Source organism: Nonomuraea spiralis, assembly GCF_014648435.1.
Classification (GTDB): Bacteria; Actinomycetota; Actinomycetes; order Streptosporangiales; family Streptosporangiaceae; genus Nonomuraea; species Nonomuraea spiralis.
In genome coordinates this window covers 1-18,232 of sequence record NZ_BMRC01000031.1, presented here as the reverse complement: position 1 = coordinate 18,232, position 18,232 = coordinate 1, and the positions used below count along the sequence as shown (strand labels likewise).

Annotated in this window: 18 protein-coding genes; 5 read left to right on the top strand and 13 right to left on the bottom strand. The window is 68.9% G+C overall.

Going from position 1 to position 18,232, the window contains the following annotated elements:
- Positions 1-6: 6 nt before the first annotated feature.
- The 9 genes from IEZ27_RS44270 to IEZ27_RS44230 all read right to left on the bottom strand — a co-directional run bounded on the left by IEZ27_RS44270 (position 7) and on the right by IEZ27_RS44230 (position 9,218).
- Positions 7-582, bottom strand: a complete 576-nt coding sequence (locus IEZ27_RS44270; RefSeq protein ID WP_189652744.1) for a helix-turn-helix domain-containing protein — start codon at positions 580-582, stop codon at positions 7-9.
- Between the two features lie 50 nt (positions 583-632).
- The gene (locus IEZ27_RS44265; protein WP_189652743.1) at positions 633-1,451 is read right to left on the bottom strand and encodes an alpha/beta fold hydrolase; all 819 of its coding nucleotides are present in this window, start codon (positions 1,449-1,451) and stop codon (positions 633-635) included.
- Between the two features lie 61 nt (positions 1,452-1,512).
- The gene (locus tag IEZ27_RS44260; protein ID WP_189652742.1) at positions 1,513-2,511 is read right to left on the bottom strand and encodes an adenosine deaminase; all 999 of its coding nucleotides are present in this window, start codon (positions 2,509-2,511) and stop codon (positions 1,513-1,515) included.
- Between the two features lie 2 nt (positions 2,512-2,513).
- A complete protein-coding gene (locus IEZ27_RS44255) occupies positions 2,514-4,253 on the bottom strand; it encodes an adenine deaminase (protein WP_189652741.1) in 1,740 nt (579 codons plus the stop codon).
- Complete coding sequence (locus IEZ27_RS44250; RefSeq protein ID WP_125646979.1) at positions 4,250-5,599, bottom strand: purine-cytosine permease family protein; 1,350 nt, start codon at positions 5,597-5,599, stop codon at positions 4,250-4,252. The genes IEZ27_RS44255 and IEZ27_RS44250 overlap by 4 nt, the downstream gene beginning before the upstream one ends.
- A 105-nt stretch (positions 5,600-5,704) precedes the next feature.
- Positions 5,705-6,580, bottom strand: a complete 876-nt coding sequence (locus IEZ27_RS44245) for a 1,4-dihydroxy-2-naphthoate polyprenyltransferase (RefSeq protein ID WP_189652740.1) — start codon at positions 6,578-6,580, stop codon at positions 5,705-5,707.
- 12 nt (positions 6,581-6,592) lie between these two features.
- Positions 6,593-7,201 carry a GNAT family N-acetyltransferase gene (locus IEZ27_RS44240; protein WP_185845240.1) on the bottom strand — a complete coding sequence of 203 codons (609 nt, stop codon included), beginning with the start codon at positions 7,199-7,201 and terminating at the stop codon, positions 6,593-6,595.
- A 44-nt stretch (positions 7,202-7,245) separates the two neighbouring features.
- Entirely contained in the window at positions 7,246-7,761 is a 516-nt protein-coding gene (locus tag IEZ27_RS44235) for a CGNR zinc finger domain-containing protein (RefSeq protein ID WP_189652739.1), read from the bottom strand.
- Positions 7,762-7,838: 77 nt separating this feature from the next.
- Positions 7,839-9,218, bottom strand: coding sequence for an aminotransferase-like domain-containing protein (locus IEZ27_RS44230; RefSeq protein WP_229824891.1), 1,380 nt, complete (start codon positions 9,216-9,218; stop codon positions 7,839-7,841).
- A 553-nt stretch (positions 9,219-9,771) separates the two neighbouring features.
- Here IEZ27_RS44230 and IEZ27_RS44225 point away from each other — a divergent pair.
- From IEZ27_RS44225 to IEZ27_RS44215, 3 genes are all read left to right on the top strand, one after another.
- On the top strand, positions 9,772-10,617 hold the full coding sequence (locus tag IEZ27_RS44225) for a DMT family transporter (RefSeq protein WP_189652737.1): 846 nt from the start codon (positions 9,772-9,774) through the stop codon (positions 10,615-10,617).
- Positions 10,618-10,701: 84 nt separating this feature from the next.
- Complete coding sequence (locus IEZ27_RS44220) at positions 10,702-11,724, top strand: hypothetical protein (RefSeq protein ID WP_189652736.1); 1,023 nt, start codon at positions 10,702-10,704, stop codon at positions 11,722-11,724.
- Between the two features lie 9 nt (positions 11,725-11,733).
- Positions 11,734-12,132: an ASCH domain-containing protein gene (locus IEZ27_RS44215; protein ID WP_189652735.1), complete on the top strand. Its 399-nt coding sequence runs from the start codon at positions 11,734-11,736 to the stop codon at positions 12,130-12,132.
- A gap of 456 nt (positions 12,133-12,588) precedes the next feature.
- On the opposite strand, the gene IEZ27_RS44210 is transcribed toward IEZ27_RS44215, so the two are convergent.
- Together IEZ27_RS44210 and IEZ27_RS44205 are read right to left on the bottom strand one after the other, a co-directional pair.
- Complete coding sequence (locus IEZ27_RS44210) at positions 12,589-12,945, bottom strand: GntR family transcriptional regulator (RefSeq protein WP_229824890.1); 357 nt, start codon at positions 12,943-12,945, stop codon at positions 12,589-12,591.
- A gap of 42 nt (positions 12,946-12,987) precedes the next feature.
- The gene (locus tag IEZ27_RS44205; protein ID WP_125646956.1) at positions 12,988-13,464 is read right to left on the bottom strand and encodes a GntR family transcriptional regulator; all 477 of its coding nucleotides are present in this window, start codon (positions 13,462-13,464) and stop codon (positions 12,988-12,990) included.
- 1,446 nt (positions 13,465-14,910) lie between these two features.
- Here IEZ27_RS44205 and IEZ27_RS44200 point away from each other — a divergent pair.
- Both IEZ27_RS44200 and IEZ27_RS44195 read left to right on the top strand, forming a co-directional pair.
- Positions 14,911-15,171, top strand: a complete 261-nt coding sequence (locus IEZ27_RS44200) for a hypothetical protein (RefSeq protein WP_189652734.1) — start codon at positions 14,911-14,913, stop codon at positions 15,169-15,171.
- 336 nt (positions 15,172-15,507) lie between these two features.
- Positions 15,508-15,909, top strand: a complete 402-nt coding sequence (locus IEZ27_RS44195; RefSeq protein WP_189652733.1) for an NUDIX hydrolase — start codon at positions 15,508-15,510, stop codon at positions 15,907-15,909.
- Positions 15,910-16,821: 912 nt separating this feature from the next.
- Here IEZ27_RS44195 and IEZ27_RS44190 read toward each other — a convergent pair.
- On the bottom strand, positions 16,822-17,133 hold the full coding sequence (locus IEZ27_RS44190; RefSeq protein WP_189652732.1) for a hypothetical protein: 312 nt from the start codon (positions 17,131-17,133) through the stop codon (positions 16,822-16,824).
- A gap of 320 nt (positions 17,134-17,453) precedes the next feature.
- On the bottom strand, positions 17,454-18,071 hold the full coding sequence (locus IEZ27_RS44185; RefSeq protein WP_229824889.1) for an MmyB family transcriptional regulator: 618 nt from the start codon (positions 18,069-18,071) through the stop codon (positions 17,454-17,456).
- Positions 18,072-18,232 lie beyond the last annotated feature (161 nt).

The window sequence follows — 18,232 nt, the reverse complement described above, 5'->3', positions numbered from 1 at the left end:
CCGGCCTCAGTCGTAGGAGATCAGCGTCAGCACCCGGCAACCGCGCTCGCCGGTCGCGTAGACGTGGTCGACCTCGGCGCCGAACCGCACCGCGTCACCCTCGCCCAGCCGCACCGACCACGTGTCGCTCTCCACCGTCACCTCGCCCGACACCACGTAGGCGTGCTCCACCGACCCGTGGCCGTGGGCGCTCTTGGCGCTGCGCGTCATCGGCGGCAGGTCGCCCTCGGCCAGCTCGAACCGCCGCCGGTCGGCCGCGGCGAACAGGCTGCGCACGGTCGTGTCGCCCACGGCCATCGGCATGCCCTCGCCCCTGCGCAGCACCTCGGGCGCGGCCAGATGAGTACGGGTCAGCTCGGCGAACGTGAGCTCCAGCGCCCCCGCCAGCCGCGTCAGCACCTCGATCGTCGGATTGGCCACCCCGCGCTCGATCTGCGAGATCAGCGCCTTGCTCACCCCGGTCAGCTCGGCCAGCTCGCGGACGCTGAGCCCCCGGGTCAGCCGCGTGCGCCGCAGGTTGCCGGCCAGCGCGCCCCGCACCCCGGCGGCCTGCCCGTTGGTCACCGCGAGTTCCTGCCGCACGTGGTGAGTCCTTCCTGTTCCGAGGGTCCACCCCCATCATGCCCTGCGGGTTAACCCCGCCGGTCCAGGAAATCCGCCACGACCCGGACGAACGCGCCCGGGTCGTCCACCCACGGGAAGTGCCCGGCGCCGGGCATCGTCACCGGCGTCGCGTCGCGGAACAGGCCGGCGAAGGGCCGCGCGTACAGGCGGCAGGGGTGGGCGTCCATGTCGCCCGTCAGCAGCAGCACGGGCGCGTCCAGGGCGGCCAGCCCGGCCCTGACCTCCTCCGGCGTCACCGGGGAAGGCGCGTAGAAGCCGTCGCCCGCTGCCTCGGCGCACTCGTCCTCGGCGCCCGCCGCGTGCGCCCTGGCGTGCTCGGTCCAGGGGCCGTAGAGGAAGCGGTGCCCCTCCAGCCCGTCGCCCGACTGGAACTCGGCCAGGGCGGACTCGTACCAGGGTTCGTCCTCGCGCAGCTCCAGCCCGGCCCGCCAGTCGTCCTCGGTCGGTACGAAGCCCACGGCGACCGGCGAGGGCGCGACGAGGCACAGGGATCCGAGGCGGCCGGGATGGAGGCCGGCGTACCGGACGGCCACGTTCGCGCCGGCCGAGTGGGCCAGCAGGTCCATCCGCTCCAGCCCCAGATGTTCCCGCAGCGCCTCGACGTCGGCGGCCTGCCGGTCCCACCGGTACGTCTCCGCGTCCGCCGGGATCGCCGAGTCGCCGCTGCCCCTGCCGTCCAGCAGGATCAGCCGCCGGGGGAGCCCACCGAGGTCGCCCAGGTAGCGGGAGGCGCGCCCCGGGCCGCCCGGTACGCACACCAGCGGCGCGCCCGTGCCCTTCACGTGGAAGGCCAGCTCGGTTCCGTCATGGGCGAGAAAAGAGGGCATGCGGCGATTATGCCGGTTGGCCTTTAGGCGGGGGGCCGAGCCGGTCCCCCGCCGGATCAGGTCACGCGAGGTAGGCGTCGACCTCGGCCAGGTAGGCGTCCTTCAGGTGCCGCGGCAGCCAGGTGATCTCGAACGCGTTGCGCTCAAGCTGGGCCAGCTCCTCCCGGGTGAGCTGCAGCTCGTCCTGCAGCGCCGCGAGGTTCTCGGCCACGTACCCCGCGAAGTACGCCGGGTCGTCGGAGTTGATCGTCACGCGGACGCCGAGCTCCATGAGCTTGCGGATGCCCTCGGCCTTCATGGAGTCGGTGACGTACCCGTTGGAGATCGGGCAGCAGGTCAGGCCGATGCCGCGGGCCAGCACCAGGTCGACCAGCCGCTGGTCCTCCAGGATGTTGACGCCGTGGTCGACGCGGTCGACGCCGATCTCCTCGATCGCCTGGCGGATGTGCTCGATCGAGTTGTCCTGGTCGACGTCGCAGTGCATGGTCAGCAGGTAGCCCTCCTGCCGGGCCCGCTCGTACACCGCGGCGAACTTGGCCGGCGGGTTGCCCTTCTCGTCGGAGTCCAGCCCGATGCCGACGATCCACTCCTTGTACGGCAGCGACTCCAGCAGCGTCGCCATCGCGTACTCGGCCTGGAAATCGCGCAGGAAGCACATGATGAGCTGGGCCCGTACGCCGAGCTGCCGGTCGGCGTCGATCAGCGCCCGCCGCAGCCCGCGGATCACCACGTCGAACGGCACCCCGCGCGAGGTGTGCGCCTGCGGGTCGAAGAAGATCTCGGCGTAGCGCACGTTCTGCTCGGCGGCCTTGCGCAGGTAGGCCATGGCCAGGTCGTAGAAGTCGGGCTCGGTGCGCAGCACCTGCATGCCCTCGTAGTAGACCTTGAGGAAGGAGGGCAGGTCGTCGAAGGAGTAGGCGTCCCGCATCTCCTCGACCGAGGCGTAGGGCAGCGCGAGGCCGTTCCGCTCGGCCAGGGCGAACTTGAGCTCCGGCTCAAGCGTGCCCTCGATGTGCAGGTGCAGCTCGCACTTGGGCAGCCCGGCGATGAAGTCCTTCATGATCAAACCTCCGTGAGGATCGGGTCGACGACCGTGAGCCGTACGCAGTCGATCAGTCCGAGGTCGGTGACGGCGTAGTCGGGGATCGCGGTGATCGACAGGAAGAACAGGTACATAAGCGGCGCGGGCAGCGTGCAGCCCAGCTCGCGGGCCAGGTCGTCGAGCCGCTCCTCCAGCACGGCCATCTCGGCGGCGGGCAGGTCGGAGACGATGCCGCCGACCGGCAGCGGCAGCAGCGCCCGCACCTCGCCGTCCACCACGACGGCCTGGCCGCCGCCCTGCTCGGCGACGGTGTTGACGGCCAGCGCCATGTCCTCGCGGGAGGCGCCCACGCAGATGATGTTGTTGTCGTCGGGGGCCGCGCTGGTGGCGATCGCGCCGGCCCGCAGGCCCATGCCGCTGACCATGGCGACCGGCTTGTTGCCGGTCTTGCCGTACCGCTCGACGACCGTGACGAGCAGCGCGTCCTGCTCCACGGACGGCTCCACGACGCCGTTCACCACGGGCAGCGTCACGTCGCGCCTCTTGCGGACGAAGACCTGCTCGGTGAACCCGAGGGTCAGTACGGTCGCCTCGGCGCCCTCGGCGCGCAGCACCAGGTCGTCCGCGGTGACCGGGCTGATCGGGAAGGGCCGGACCGGGCCGCGCTCGGGAGCCGGCGTCGGCGTGACCATCTGCCCGTCCCTGGCGGCGGGCACGCCGTTGGCGATCACCTCGCGGACCCGGAAGTCCTCCAGCGAGTCCACGATCAGCACGTCCGCGAACCGGCCGGGGGAGAGGCTGCCGACCAGGTGGTCGATGCGGTACATCTCCGCGCAGTTGACGGTGGCCATCTGGATCGCCGTCACCGGGTCGACCCCGGCCGCGACCGCCATCCGGACCAGCTTGTCCATGTGGCCGCCGGCCAGCACGTCGGCCGCGTGCACGTCGTCGGTGCAGAACGCCAGCCTGCGGGCGCCGGCCGTGGCCACGGCCTTGATGTTCTCGTCGAGGAAGTGGGCGACGGACGACTCGCGGATGATGCCGTACATGCCGCGGCGCAGCTTCTCCAGCATCTCCTCGTGCGAGTACGACTCGTGGTCCAGCCGTACGCCGGCCGCGGCCAGGCCGCTGATCCGGCGCGGGTCGGACAGCGGCGCGCAGCCGAACACCGGCAGTCGCCGCTCCCGCGCCAGGTCGAGGGCCTCCAGGACGGCGGGGTCGGAGTGTTCCACCATCTCCTGGACGGTCTCCCAGATGCCCACACATTCCGGCCATTCCTGGGCGATCCTGTGCTCAGCCGGACCGAACGGATGACCGACGGTCGACTCCGGCACGGTGTAGGGCGCCTTCGCGGGTGCACCCCACCAGATTCGCATGCCGGTCGCCGCCGACTCGTCCAGGAAACGCCGTACGCCCGGCAGTCCCTCGGCCACGAGGATCTGGTCCAGCCCCGACACCACGCTCGTCGTGCCGAACGGCACCACCAGGTCGGCGAAGCTGGTGACCGACAGCTTGCTGCACTCGATATGCAGGTGACCGTCGATCAGGCCCGGCACCAGGTAACCGCCCCGGGCGTCGATGATCTCGGTGTCCGGGCCGCGCTCCAGCACCGGCTCGACGGCGGCGATCCGGCCGCCCACGATGCCGATCTCGGCCGGGTAGAGCTCGCCGGTCAGCACGTTGACGAGCGTGCCGCCCGTGATGATCCGGTCGGCGGGCCGGCGCCCGTACGCCACGTCCAGCAGGTCGCGGTCCATCATGCCTCCACAGTCCGTACGGCGGGCCGCGGCACGAGCAGCGCGTACGCCGCCCCCGCCACCAGGAAGCCCGCGAAGATGCTGAAGTCGCTGCCGCCGGTCGCCGCCGACAGCGGCCCGACGAAGACGGCCGAGTTGATCCACAGGGCCGCCGCCACCATGCCCAGGGCCTGCGCGACGAGGGCCGGCCACCGGATCTGGCCGGGCGCCCGCTCGTCGAACAGCGCCTCGGCGTCGTAGCGGCCCCTCCGGCGCAGCCAGTCGGTGATGTAGACCCCCGCCCAGGGCGCCAGCCAGATGATCAGCAGCGAGAGGAAGTTGTTGAGCATGGTGTTGAAGTTGTTCGAGGTGACCGCCACGAACGTGATGATCACGCACAGCACGAGGTCGCCCACGACCGCCACCCAGCGCTTGACCTTGATCCCGGCCGCCTGGAGGTTCAGCCCCGACGAGTACAGGTCGGTGGTGTTGACCGCGAACAGCGACACGATCGCCAGCAGCAGGTACGGCACCACGAACCAGCCGGGCAGCGCGCCCGGCAGCCCCGAGATCGGGTCGGTGTTGTCCTTGACCACGGTCGCCACGGCCGCCCCGAGCGTCATCAGCAGCACGTACGGGACGAACCCGCCGAGGGCCGCGTAGCCGAAGACCGCCTTCTTGGAGGAGTTCGCCGGCAGGTAGCGGGAGTAGTCACCGCCCAGCGGCCCCCACGACAGCCCGCCCGCCGACATGATCATCGCGATCGCCATCGTGAACGTCGCGAAGTCCGCGGAACCGCCGCCGCCCCCGAGCTCAACCTTGGGCGCGATCAGGATCGCCATCACGCCGAACAGCACCACGAACACCCAGGTGAAGTACTTCTGCGCCTTCATCACCGCGGCGTGCCCGATCAGCGGCAACACGAGCTGGATGGCCGCGGCCACCAGGATGACCACGACCTTGAGCCCGAGCCCCTGGTCGCTCACCCCCGCCTGCTCCAGCAGCGACAACGCCGCGAACGTGATCAGCACCATGCCGCCGGCCTCGAAGCCGACCATGTTCAGCCAGCCGAAGAAGCTGAGGACGCGCGCGCCCTTGGGGCCGTACGCGGCCCTGGAGACCGCCATGGTGGAGGTGCCGGTCGCCGGGCCCTGCAAGCTGGTCAGGCCGACCAGCGGGAACGCCAGCAGGTTGCCGATGACGATCGCGATGACCGCCTGCGTGAAGCTGAGCTGGAAGGCCGCCACGATCGTGATGCCGTAGACGAGGGTGAAGATGCCCATCGTCGTCCCCGACCAGAGGAAAAGCAGGTCACGCGGGCGGCCGTACCTTTCGCCGGCCGAGACCAGTTCGATCCCGCGTTGTTCCATTGCCCCTCCTGAGGGTCGCTCGTGCGTGCGCACACAGTGAACCGTAGGGGGGTGACCTGGTGATTTATCCAGACATACGAGCGTACGAGAGCCAGTTGTACCCGGCTACAAAGTGATCGCCAAGCCGACCGCGAACAGCAGGCCGTACGCCATCTGGAGCTTGCCCGTCTGCTGCAGCACCGCGATCAGCGCCGGCCCGACGGCCTTGCCCAGCACGGTCCTGATCGGCGTGACCGCGAGCGGCGCGGCCAGCGCCGCGAGCGCCGCCCACGGCGTGACCGCGATCATCGCCAGCGCCACCACGAACGGCACCACCTGGCACGACACGTACAGCGCCCGGGTACGCTCGGCGCCCAGCCGCACCGCCAGCGTGCGCTTGCCCGACGTGCTGTCCGTCTGGACGTCGCGCAGGTTGTTGACCACCAGCATCGAGCACGACAGCAGGCCCACCGGGATCGAGGCGAGGAAGGCGGTCCAGCTCAGCTGCTCGGTCTGCACGTACGCGGTGCCCATCACCGGGACCACGCCGAAGAACACGAAGACGGCCAGTTCACCGAGCCCGCGGTAACCGTAGGGCCGCTTGCCGCCGGTGTAGAACCAGGCCGCGCCGATGCACGCGACCCCCACCAGCAGGATCCACCACGCCCGCGTCACGACCACCAGAACGAGCCCGAGCACCGCCGCGACCGCGAAGCAGCCCAGCGCCGCCGTCAGGACCTGCCGGGGCGTGGCCGCCCGCGAGCCCACGAGCCGCATCGGGCCGACCCGCTGGTCGTCGGTGCCGCGGATGCCGTCGCTGTAGTCGTTGGCGTAGTTGACGCCGATCTGCAACGACAGCGCCACGAGCAGCGCCAGGACCGCGCGCCACCAGACGAATCCGCCGTCGCCGACCGCCACGCCCGTGCCGACCATGACGGGGACTACGGCGTTGGGAAGGGTGCGCGGGCGCGCGCCCGCGATCCACTGACCGGGGGTAGCCATGCTGTCGAACCTCTAGCTGATATCCGTGGTGAGCCTGACCATGCGGATCGGACGGCCCATGTCGAGGACACGTTCGGCCATGTCCTCTCCCCAGCCGGCCGACTCCAGGAAGCCGAGCACCGCGTAGTTGTCGGCGAACACCCAGGTGACGATCTGGCGGAAGCCGTCCTCGCGCAGGTAGTCGACGGTGGCGTTGAGCAGGCGGCTGCCGTGGCCGCGACGGACGAAGTCAGGGTCGACCAGCAGCGTCAGCATCTCGGCGACCCTGCTGGGATCCAGGTCGGGATCCTCGGCGGGGGCGTGCGAGGCCAGCCCCACCACGCGCTCGCCGCCGCGCGGGGTCGTCAGCGCCGCGCTGCCGCCCGCGCCGAGCGCCGGGAAACCCTCGGTGTCGAGGATGGTCTCCACCGCGACCAGCACCCGGTGCGTGGGGCCGGGCGGGGCGACGATCGCCTCGTCCCACTGGCGCAGCCACATCTTCTCGGCCGCCGGGCCCGTCATCTGCTCGAGTGGGCCCTCCGGGAGGAACTCCCGATAGCCGTAGCGCCAGGCGCGGATCTGAGTATTCGCAACCTGGAGAACATCCTCGCGCCGGGCCGCCCGGACGCCTACGTCTGCCATCTCGGCCCGCTCCTTCGCCTGCCGTTCGTGCCACAAGGCACGAGTTACACCGTATCGGTGTTTGACCCTTGGAGACGACGCGAACCCCGCTTCCGCGCCCGGTATGCGCGTGTCTTGGTGCGGTTACCGCATACCCGCATCGAACACCACGAGCGCGAACGATTCCTGGACGAGTCGATGAACGCCCGCTGACACGTTCCCTCCGCGCACACCTTGAGCCGATCCCAGGACGCGCCGACCGACGCGGCGGCGATCGCGGACAACCCGGCCCGCACACCCTCGCCCGCCGGGACGAGCTCCGGCAGGCCGTCGCCGCCCACGCCCACCGTGAGCGGGAGGGCGGGCAGGTCGGCCCGTTCGCGCCTGAGCGCGGCCCGCAGGCCCTCGCGCAGGGCCAGGGCGGTGAGCAGGTCGTCGTCGCCCGCCCGGTCGCCCGGACCGCTCAGACCCCGGTCACGCAGCCACAACGCCAGCTCGGTGGGGGAGGACAGCTCGTCCGCATCGGCCTCGACGTCGTAGGTGTTCACGAAGTCGCGTACGAGCTCCGCGGAGAACGGCATGCCCGACACTCTATCGGGCATCCGATCATGGGACCTGTGATGCCAGTCTGATCACGGGACCTGTGATGCCAGTCCGATCACGGGACCTGTGAGAGCAGGCAGCGCTCCAGCGCCTCGGCGAGCCTGCGCACCCCCTCGGCCAGCTCCGGCAGGTCGGCGGCGGCCATGTGGGTCACCCTGATCCGCGGGCCCGGCGGCTCAGACGGGTAGTACATCCGCCCGGGGCTCACCAGCGTCCCGAGCCGCCTGGCCGTCTCGACCAGCGTGTTCTCGTCCACCTCGGCGGGCAGCCGGAGCCACAGGTGCAGGCCGCCGATCGGCAGCAGGTGCACCTCGGCCGCGGGCATGCGGGCCGCCAGTGCCGCCGCGAGCGCGTCCCGCCTGGTGAGGATCTCGGCGTGGACGGCGTTCAGATGCCTGCTCCAGGCCGCCGAGCCCACGAACTCCAGCGCCGTCTCCTGCAGCGGCCTGGCCACGAAGAACGACTCGACGAGCTGGCTGGCCCGCAGCCGGTGCGCGGCGGGCCCGCGGGCGACGACGGCCGCCACCCGCAGGCTGGGGGAGAGGATCTTGGTCAGCGAGCCCACGTTGACGACCGTGCCGTGAGCGTCCATGGAGGCCAGCGACGGGGGCGCGCCGGGGGCCAGGTAGCGGGCGTAGTCGTCCTCGATCACGAACGCCCCCGCCGCCCTCGCCACCTCCAGAACCTGCGCGCGCCGGTCCGGGGACAACGTCGCGCCCGTCGGGTTGTGCAGGGTGGGCTGGCAGAAGAACACCCGCGCGCCGGTGACGGCGAACGCCTCGGCCAGCAGCTCGGGCCGTACGCCGTCCCGGTCCATCGGCACGGCCGTCGCCCGCAACCCCGCCGCCTTGGCCGCCGCCAGCGCCCCCGGGTAGGTGGGCGTCTCGACCAGCACCGGCGTACCGGGGGCCGCCAGCGCCCTGAACGCGTGCGTGAGCGCCGCCTGGCCGCCGCTGACGATCAGCGCGTCCGCCGCCGTCACGTCCCCGCCGGCCTGCCGGGCGAACCAGCTCCGCAGCTCCCGCAGCCCGGTGAGCGGCGGCACCGCCCAGGCGTCCGGCCTTCGTACGGCCCGCGCGGCGGCCGCCGCGAGCTGCCGGTCCGGCCGCAGCCCCGGATGTAGGTAGCCGCCGGTCAGCGGCACCGCCTCCTCGGGCGGACGGGCCAGCAGCGCCGCCACCGGGCCGTCGTCCACCACCCGGTCGCCGAGCGCGACCGTCTGCCAGGACAGGTCCACCGGGTCCTGACCGCGTACCGGCTGCCGCGCCGCCACGAACGCGCCGCTGCCCGGACGCGACACCACCCGACCCTCTGCGGCGAGCTGACCGATGGCCCGCGAGACCGTCACGGGGCTGACGTTGTGCCGCCGCATGATCTCCCGACTGGACGGCAGCCGCGCACCGGGACCGAGACGATCGGCCGCTTCCCGCAACATCGCAGCAATCTGGGCGATACTGCTATCGTTGACCATGAAAGACCACAATAGCGCTACCCATCACCCCCAAGTAGCGCCCCCACCCACCCCTCCGCACCACCCCACCTCTTCCCACGCCGCATCCAATCCCCCCACCACCCCTCACCAGGCCCCCAACGACCCCGCCACCGCCCCCTTGCGCCACACCCCCGAGGGCCTCGGGGTTGCTCCCACCTCCTCGCACCGCACCCCTGAGGACCCCAGCGTTACTCCGGCCTCTTCGCGCCGCACTCCTGAGGGCCCCAGCGTTACTCCGGCCTCTTCGCGTCGCACTCCCGAGGACCCCACCGTTACTGCGGCCTCCTCGCACCGCACCGCTGAGGGCCCCAGCGTTACTCCGGCCTCCTCGCACCGCACCCCTGAGGGCCCCAGCCTCACTTCCGACACCTCACGGCGCAGCCCCGAGGCGGCCCGGACGCCGAGCAGGACCGGCACCCCGCGCGGCGCTTCGTCAGCCACCGCCCCCGCGCAAGGAGCCGACGGCGGCGCAGCCGCTCGCGCCCGCCAAGGGACGATGCTCGCCTTCCTGGGCGTCCTGGCCTTCTCCGGCAGCTTCCCCGGCACCGTCTACGCGATGCAGGGCTTCGACCCCTGGCTGGTCGCCATCGGCCGCGCCGCCCTGGCCGGCATCATCGCCCTGATCTGCCTCAAAGCCGCCCGCCTCCCCCTCCTCCCACCACGCCACCAATGGCCCTCCTACGCCGTCATCTCACTCGGCGTCGTCTTCGGCTTCCCCGTCTTCAGCGGCCTGGCCCTGAACCTGGGCGCCAGCACCTCCCACGCCGCCGTCGTCATCGCCCTGCTCCCCGCCGCCACCGCCGCCTGCGCCGTCGTACGAGCAGGCGAACGCCCACGCCCGCTGTTCTGGGCCGCCTGCGCCGCCGGCGCCGCCGCCATCACCGCCTTCACCCTCACCCGAGGCCAGGCCGGCGCGGCCTGGCCGGACATCCTCCTTGTCGGCGCCCTCCTGTCAGCCGCCCTCGGCTACACCGAAGGCGGCCGCCTGACCAGGACGACCCCCGGCTGGCAGGTGATCAGCCGTACCCTCGTCCTCTCCCTCCCCCTGACCGCCGTGATCACCGCGGTCCTGGCGCTGACCACCCCCATCACGCCCACCGCCCCCTCACTCGGCGGCTTCGCGTACGTGGCGCTGATCTCGATGTTCCTCGGCTTCATCCCCTGGTACGTGGGCCTGGCCAGGGGCGGCATCGCCAGAGCCGGCCAGACTCAGCTGGCCCAGCCGCTGCTGACCCTCGTCTGGGCCTGGTTCCTGATGGGCGAACGCTTCGGCCCGGCCACCGTCGCCGCCGCGCTCGTCGTCCTGGCCTGCGTCGCCGTCACCCAGCGCACCCGTACGTAGGGGACGGCCCCGGCGCACCGGACCGCGGCGATGCTTGCATGGCGTTACGCCGCCACGCAGGATGGGAGAGGAGGTGTCACAACCATGGCGGACCTCACGATCCCGGAAGGCGGCTTCTGGCCCGCGCCGGAGATCCCGCAGCCCAACATCTATCCGATGGAATGGCACGTGGAGACCGAGAAACTCGCGGCCATCTACGAGAAGTCCAAGCGCAAACTCTGGAACCCGGCCGACCTCCCCTGGGACGGCCTGAACCCGGAGGACTTCACCCGCGAACAGCGCCTGGGCATCATGTACTGGTTCGCCGTCCTCGCCAACTTCGACGCCTCGGGCCCGGCGGTCTTCGCCCGCGCCACCATCCAGGCCTTCGAGAAACACGAAGAAGACCCGGTCCGGAAGTGTTTCTTCTCCATCACCCGCGACGAGATGAACCACGAGGAGTGCTGCCAGCGCACCATCGCCCGGCTGTGGCCCGGCGGCCCCCTCGACTGGACCCCCGAAGACGATCTGGAAAGGGCCGCCCACAACAACATCGGCTGGCTCTACCACAACGGCGGCCGCTACTGGACCGGCTACACCAGCGCCGTCGGGAGATACTCGCTCCCGGTCCTGTTCACCAGTTTCATGATGGGCGAGATGGCGGCGTCCACGCTGTTCAGGGGCATGGCCACGGGCACCCGGCATCCGGTCTTCGGCGAGATGTTCCAGCGCATCGGCCTCGACGAGTCCCGCCACCTGCAAATCTGCATGACCATTCTCGAGAACGAATGGCCCGGCCTGACCGACGACACCCGCAGCCTCATCACCCGCCAGCTCCGGGCCGGTTTCGTCTTCCTCAGCATGATTCTCTGGGAGCCGCCCGAAGGCTTCTGGGAACTCCCGCCGTACTTCCTCGACAATCACCGCGTCCTCATGGACCACGCCAGGGACGCCGGCCTCGGCGTGCTCTCGTACGAGGAGCAGAAGGAGAACTGGCGCGTGGCCATGGCCAAGGTACGCGCGATAGTCGAGCGCTGGGGCATCGCCTTCCCCGCCATTCCCGAACTGGACCTGGAAGGCGTCGAGGTGAACGTCATCGACCCCGAGGAGATCATCCCCGTCTTCTAGGATGTGACCATGTGGCCCCGCATCGACGGACGCAGAGTCCTCGCCCTCGGCACACCCGGCAAGATACGCACCTGGCTCACCGACCTGACCCTCTCCGGCGCGAAGACCGCCACCGCCGGCCTCCTGCCCCTCGACTACGAGACCGAAGGCGAGGAGGTCGAACACGTCGGCGAGCACCTGATCCTCGTGAACGACGCCGGCGAGAAGGCCGCCACCATCGAGATCACCTCAGTGGAACTGGTGCCGTTCGCCGAGGTCACGTGGGAGTTCGCCGAAGCGGAGGGCGAAGGGTACACCTCGATCGAAGACTGGCGAGAAACCCACCGCCGCTACTGGTCCACCCAGGGTTACGAGGTGACCGACGCCTCCCCAATCGTCTGCCTCCACTACCGCCTCCTACCTCCGTGACCCCTCCAGCCCACGCTCACGACCGCCACCTGCCCCGCCAACGCCCACGCACCCTCAGGCCCCGCAGAACACCCACAACACCTGCGCTCCCGTGAGCCCGCACCCGGCGCCTTTCCTTGATCCGCGCACTTGCGAGCCCCCTACTGGGCGCCTTTCCGCGATCCGCGTACCTGTGAGCCCCCCACCTGGCGCCTTTCCGCGATTCGTGAACCTGCGAGCTCCCCGCCTGATGCCTTTCCGCGATCCGCGTACTCGTGAGCACCCCGTCCAGCGCCCTTCCACGATCCGCGTACCGTTCGCGTGCGCCTCGTCCGTCGCGGCACCCGTACCAAGGGGACCCCACGGTCCCACTCCTCGCCGCCATCTCACCCGAGGCGACCCGACCGAACCCACCCCGCACGGGCCGCTCTCACCCCAGGCGTCAACGCGACCTATGACCAGCAACCCACGCCGCAGTCACCCAGCCCCGGCCGTGTCGCTGGCCCTGTCACCGTCCCCGTTGCCGTCTCCGCCGCCGGACCCGGGCAAGTGCTCGGACCCCGAACTCCCCGCGGCCGCCGCGACCACCGTGCCCGCCGCGCTCGCCACACCCCCCACGAACGTCCCCTTACCCCCGACCGTGTGCACAAGCTGCCTCCTGCGCAGCTCACGCATCACATTCCTGACGGTCGACCGCGCCACGCCGAACTCGGCCTCCATGGCCAGCTCACTCAGCACCGCCTCCCCAGCCCGCAGCTCACCTCGCAGAATCTGACCCTGAATCATCTCGGCAATCTGCACATAGATCGGCACAGGCCCGTCTCGCTCGAGCATGCTCATACCTTAGACGTCTAGATACAAGCAGTTCAGCGAACCTCAATCCTGGGGCCACGACTCTTCCGGCGACACGTAACTCCCACGCTGCGGCACGGTGTAGATCCACCCCTGATCCCGCAACAACGCCATCGCCCGCCGCACCGTCTCCCGCGCCACGTCGTACCGCTGCACCAACGCCGTCTCACCCGGAATCGGCCGCTTGGGCGGGAACTGCCCCGCCTTGATCTGCTCCGCAACATCCGACGCGATCTGCCGATAGAGCGGCACTTTCCGCTGCGTACGCGGCGCTTCATCAGGAACGCCGACGAACGTCCCCTCGCCCTGAACCGTGTAGATGAGCCCTTCCTCGCGCAACACGTGAATGGCCCGACGGGCTGTCGTCCGCGCGACCCCGAACTCGTTCTGAATCTCGGCTTCGCTCGGCACAGGATGCCCCGAGGCGAGCCCAGCGACCCGCCGCCGAAGGATCTCCGCGATCTGCACGTAGATGTGGGTGTCCCCGTCGTAGTCCAGCACACCGGCAAGATAGACGAACGGGTACGAGCCCTCCCATATCCTCCTGCCTGCTCAGGCAGAGCGCTCTTACCGCATAGACGAGCGGATACAACCAGACGTATATTCAGACCATGGCCAAATCCCTCCAAGAGTGCGACCGCTGCCCCGGCATCCACCTCCCAGAGCCCCGCCCTACCTGCACCCCGATCCTCTGGTATCCCATGCGCTCAGCACGGGAACGCATCCGAGTCCAGGCCTACACCTGCGAATGCCTGCACACGTTCTACGAGCTCTGCCATGCCGGCGGCCAAGGCTTCCTCCGTAGAACCCGCCGAACCCACAGAACCCCGTACATGGACGAAAGCCTACGAATGCCCCAGCCCAGGGCACTGCTGATGTGGACCGCCCTGCTAACCGGCGACGTCCTGTAACCGCCCCCGGCGAGCCCGCACACGAACACCTCTCCCAACAGCACCAGCAACCCGACAGCCCGAACCCCACCTCGCCCCGCCTGAACCCAACCTAGCGACGCCCCCCGACAATCCACCTGCCGCACCGCCAGGCCCAGCGACCGCGACACCACACCCCCGAGGTGTAGCACAACCTCGCCACCTCGAACCGCCTACAGGCGTCCGACCAGACCGACGTCCCACACCTGGTCCGATCCCGTCTGAGCAGCCTTGCTCACCAACGTCCACTCTCGCGCGCCCGCCAACCGGCGACCAACAACCAGCCACTGGACGCCCACAACCCGGCCACCTGGCGCCGCGCCCGACCCGAATTCTGGACGACCCGGCACCTCGCGCCAACCACCTCTTCATTCGCTGCGCCGAACAGCTGCCCAGGCCCACGCTCCGTGCTTGCCTCGGCCGACCAACAACAGGGCGACGTCAAAGACCGCCACCACGAAACGGATCAACCAGCACAACACCCACCGCACCCCAGGCCGCGAGGTCCGCCAACTACGACGCCCAACTGACAGAGACCCAGCCAGCCAAGACGACATCATTGCCGCACGCGTTCGCCGCGAAGAGACTCGGCGACCGGGCCCATCCAACCGCGCCGCCTCCCACATCCTCGGAGCGAACGAAAGACGTCGACCCTGCGCACGGAAACCCCCGGCCAGCCATGTAGGCGAAGAGCAGGGCTCGACCGAACCGCTGCCAGAGCAAGCGGCGATCGAAACCCGTGGATCTGCCGGGAAGCGTGAACCTCACCAGATCATCCGATGAGGCCGACGTTGGGCACACCCGTGCCGCGTACCGGTGCCCAAGTCGACGCTGACAACCACAACGGCTCCACCTCACCGGCCTTGATCGACCGAACCATCGGTGAGGGCATCCGCAGGAGCGGGTCAAGGTCGACGCCTACATCGCCTTCTCCGCCAATGAGCGCGCGAGAACGGCCTGGTCTTGCGCAACTGCGCCACCAGCCGCGCAAGATCCTCCCACCAGCGCGATCGAGGCGATGGCCCTGCCTGCCAACGACAAACGCATCGACGAGCCCACCAGCGAACGCCAGTGCCTCTCCCCGACGATCCTGGCCGCCCGCGCCCGCCGCACTGCACCGATCAGCGACATGCAGCCTCGGCTGTCATCTGCAGGAGCCATCTGCCGGCGACCTTCGTGCTTGCCGGCACGCGACCAGTTCCTCGGCTCCAACACCGGACTGTCGGCACCGGCCCTCACCAAGCCCACCGAGCAGCGAAAGCCGAGCAACAATCCTTGACCGGACGCGATCTGCCCGGCGTCGACGCCGTCTACCTGCGTGCGACGGCATCCTTCGCACGGCATCCACGTCAACTTCCGCTTGCAGAGGCACAGGCTCTGCCGACCGGTGCTGACCGGCATGCGCACCGATGGCCGCAAAGAGGAGCCCACGCTGCCAGACTGGCCATGACCTGCCGCTGATTGCATCCACCCAAGCCCGCTCGCGCGCGGTCAACGGACCCCACCGATCGCCCTCGTCCGCGCCGGCACGGCCTTCACCAACGACGAACCCCTCCAACATCCCCACGACCTGGCCGCGTACCTCATCCCTCCACCCCGATAACAGGAGCACACGATGAACAGCACCATCGACAAGATCGCCTGGATCCACCTGGACAACGGCAAGATTCTCAGCACCCGATCACGAGGCAAGAACGCCTACTACATCCCCGGCGGCAAACGCGAATCCGGCGAAACCGACCTAGACACCCTCATCCGCGAGATCGACGAGGAACTCTCCATCACCATCGTCCCCACAACCGCCACCCACGTCGGCACCTACCAGGCCCAAGCACACGGCCACGCCGAGGGCATCACCGTACAGATGACCTGCTACACCGCCGACCATCACGGAGTACCGACGCCCAGTAACGAGATCGAGGAGATCGCCTGGCTGAGCTACGCCGACCGCGACCGCGTGTCCCCAGTCGACCAGATCATCTTCGATCACCTACACGAAACCGGACAGCTTCACTGACTCAGCACACCCAACCGATCCACAGGTACTGACCCTGCTCCCCAGGGCAGCCGCCACCCATTCCAGCGCGGCTCGAACGGCTCTTACACGCGACCGGCAGCGTGCTGCCCCCGCTCCACAGCCACCAGCGCAGCCACCGCACGACTCGCACCTCAGATCGCGATCACAATCGCTCCTGCACCCCAGCCTTGCCATGTCATGAAGCCGCTCCTACGGCAGAGAACTCTGCCGCAACGCCGACCCTCACGCGTCTCAACGAGGCCCGCGAAACCCAGGGCCTGCGCCACGGCAGTCACGCCTTGCCATCTGTCCCGCCGACTCCCACATATCCGCAGAAACTGCCGTGCCGCACCTCGCAATCCACCCAGTCAGCCTCCTCGCACATCCAGAGCGCACCGAAGTCCGACCAGTCCGACCCCACCGGATGCGGCTCAACAGCGCTGACCAGAGCCCGTTCCGCAGACCACATCGCCTGGTCGCTGTAGGGACTTATGGACCATCCTGCCGCCCGCCTTCAAGCTTCACTCAAACCGGCTGTCTCTAACCAATGCGCCAACATGCCCTCGCAAGGTGCAATGAATGGCCTAAAACGCGAAAGTCGGCAGGACCCGCTCCTGGGCTGAGACAAGTAGGAGCCACAGTTCCAAAATGGCTTTGCATGCCATCCCGCAGACGGAACACTGTTCATCGCGGCCATCACGTAGCCTCCTTCGTTCTCGGACAAGGCCCTAGAAGGAATACGGGATGGCCGTCACCATTTCCAGAATCGCATGCCCATGCCAACGAACAACCAACACCAGTGACCCGAACACATCTCACCTACCGCACGTCTGAAGCCCACCCTCCGCCGTTCGGTGACCTCCACCCGTACGAACAAGAGCCCCCGGCAAACACCGAAGGCTCAGCCCCGTCCTACAAGTCGTCCTTCGCCAATAGGCGATCAAGTCTGAGCCCCAGATCAACCAGCTGGAACTGAAGCTCATCGAGCCTCCTCAGCACCTCCGCCAGGCTGGACCTGCAGTTCTCGTCAAGGGTCCACCGAAGGCGTGCGATCTCGAAGTTGAGGATCTCGAGGTCCTGACCGACCTCCGAGTGAACATCGGCGACGTCAGCCCTGACAGTAGCGATCCCAGCCAACAACGCGTTGCTGCTCTCCGAGCACGACCGGGCCTCGAGCGCCTGGATCCGGAGCTGCAGATCAAGGATCTCCACCTCAATGTTCACGTACCTCTACCCCTTACCGCTAGTCGAAAGGGAGCCCGGCCTCTCCATCGGCCAGGTCCCACCTGCCGCCAGCACATATTCGCAAGGAGCCAATGCCTTCGGCGATCGCCGATGACCATCCCAGGAGTGCTTTTCTTCACCCATCGATTGGCGCTTTTCCCGTGACGTCCGCGTCCGCCCCGCTTGTCGGAGGAAATAACCTGACCCAGGTAAGAGGAAGAACACCCCGCCTAGGCACATCCGCTCGGTCAAAGGCCTGCACAACGCAGCAATGATCGCCTCAATGCAACAGCGCTCTCCGGAATCCAGAGGCGCAGACTCTACGGAACGCCCCGAAAGGTCGCCCATCCGCGTGCAACCAAGCTGTTCGTGACGACCGGAGGACCGGCGATCGCAGCGCGCCGGAGCTTGGTCTCGTCCGCGCTGCCAGGCACCGTGCTCATGATCACAATCTTGCACTCCGAGTCACCGTCGATCAGAACATCACAATCCACCCTGATCGCCCCCACCGCAGGATGCTCGATCGTCTTGTGATCCTCACGATGAGCGGCCACCGTACCGATCGCCCAAAGCTCGGCGAACCGCTCATTCCCGGCGCGCAGTTCATCAACCAGCCGCGCAAGTAGTGCATCATGAGGAAAGCGACCGGTGGCGCGTCGCAGATCGGACACAACGGCGACATCGGTCGAATCCCGGTCCGTTTCAGCCACAGGCCACAACGCGAGACGGGCCGGACCCGTATCCACCGGAAACCGATCACGGGCGAAGTTGCGCAGCTGCAACGGCGACGAAGAAGGATCGCCCAGCAATGCGGCCCAACTGAGATTCCACCAAATCAACTGCCAGTCCGCGGCGAACACGGCAACTGCGACATCCCCAAGCCGCTTGAGCGCCCGCTGAACACTCGGTGGGATGTGATCAGAGATCACACCGTCCACTGGCGGCGTAAGACGGGCCAACTGGAGTTGCCCCGGCTCGGTAGACACGTCAAGGCGTTCGGCTACGCGGCAGCATAGCCGTCTTCCTGAATGCTCTTGATTACGTGTCGACGTTCATATTCGGCGGGGCTGAGCTGGCCGTTCGCGGAGTGGCGGCGGCG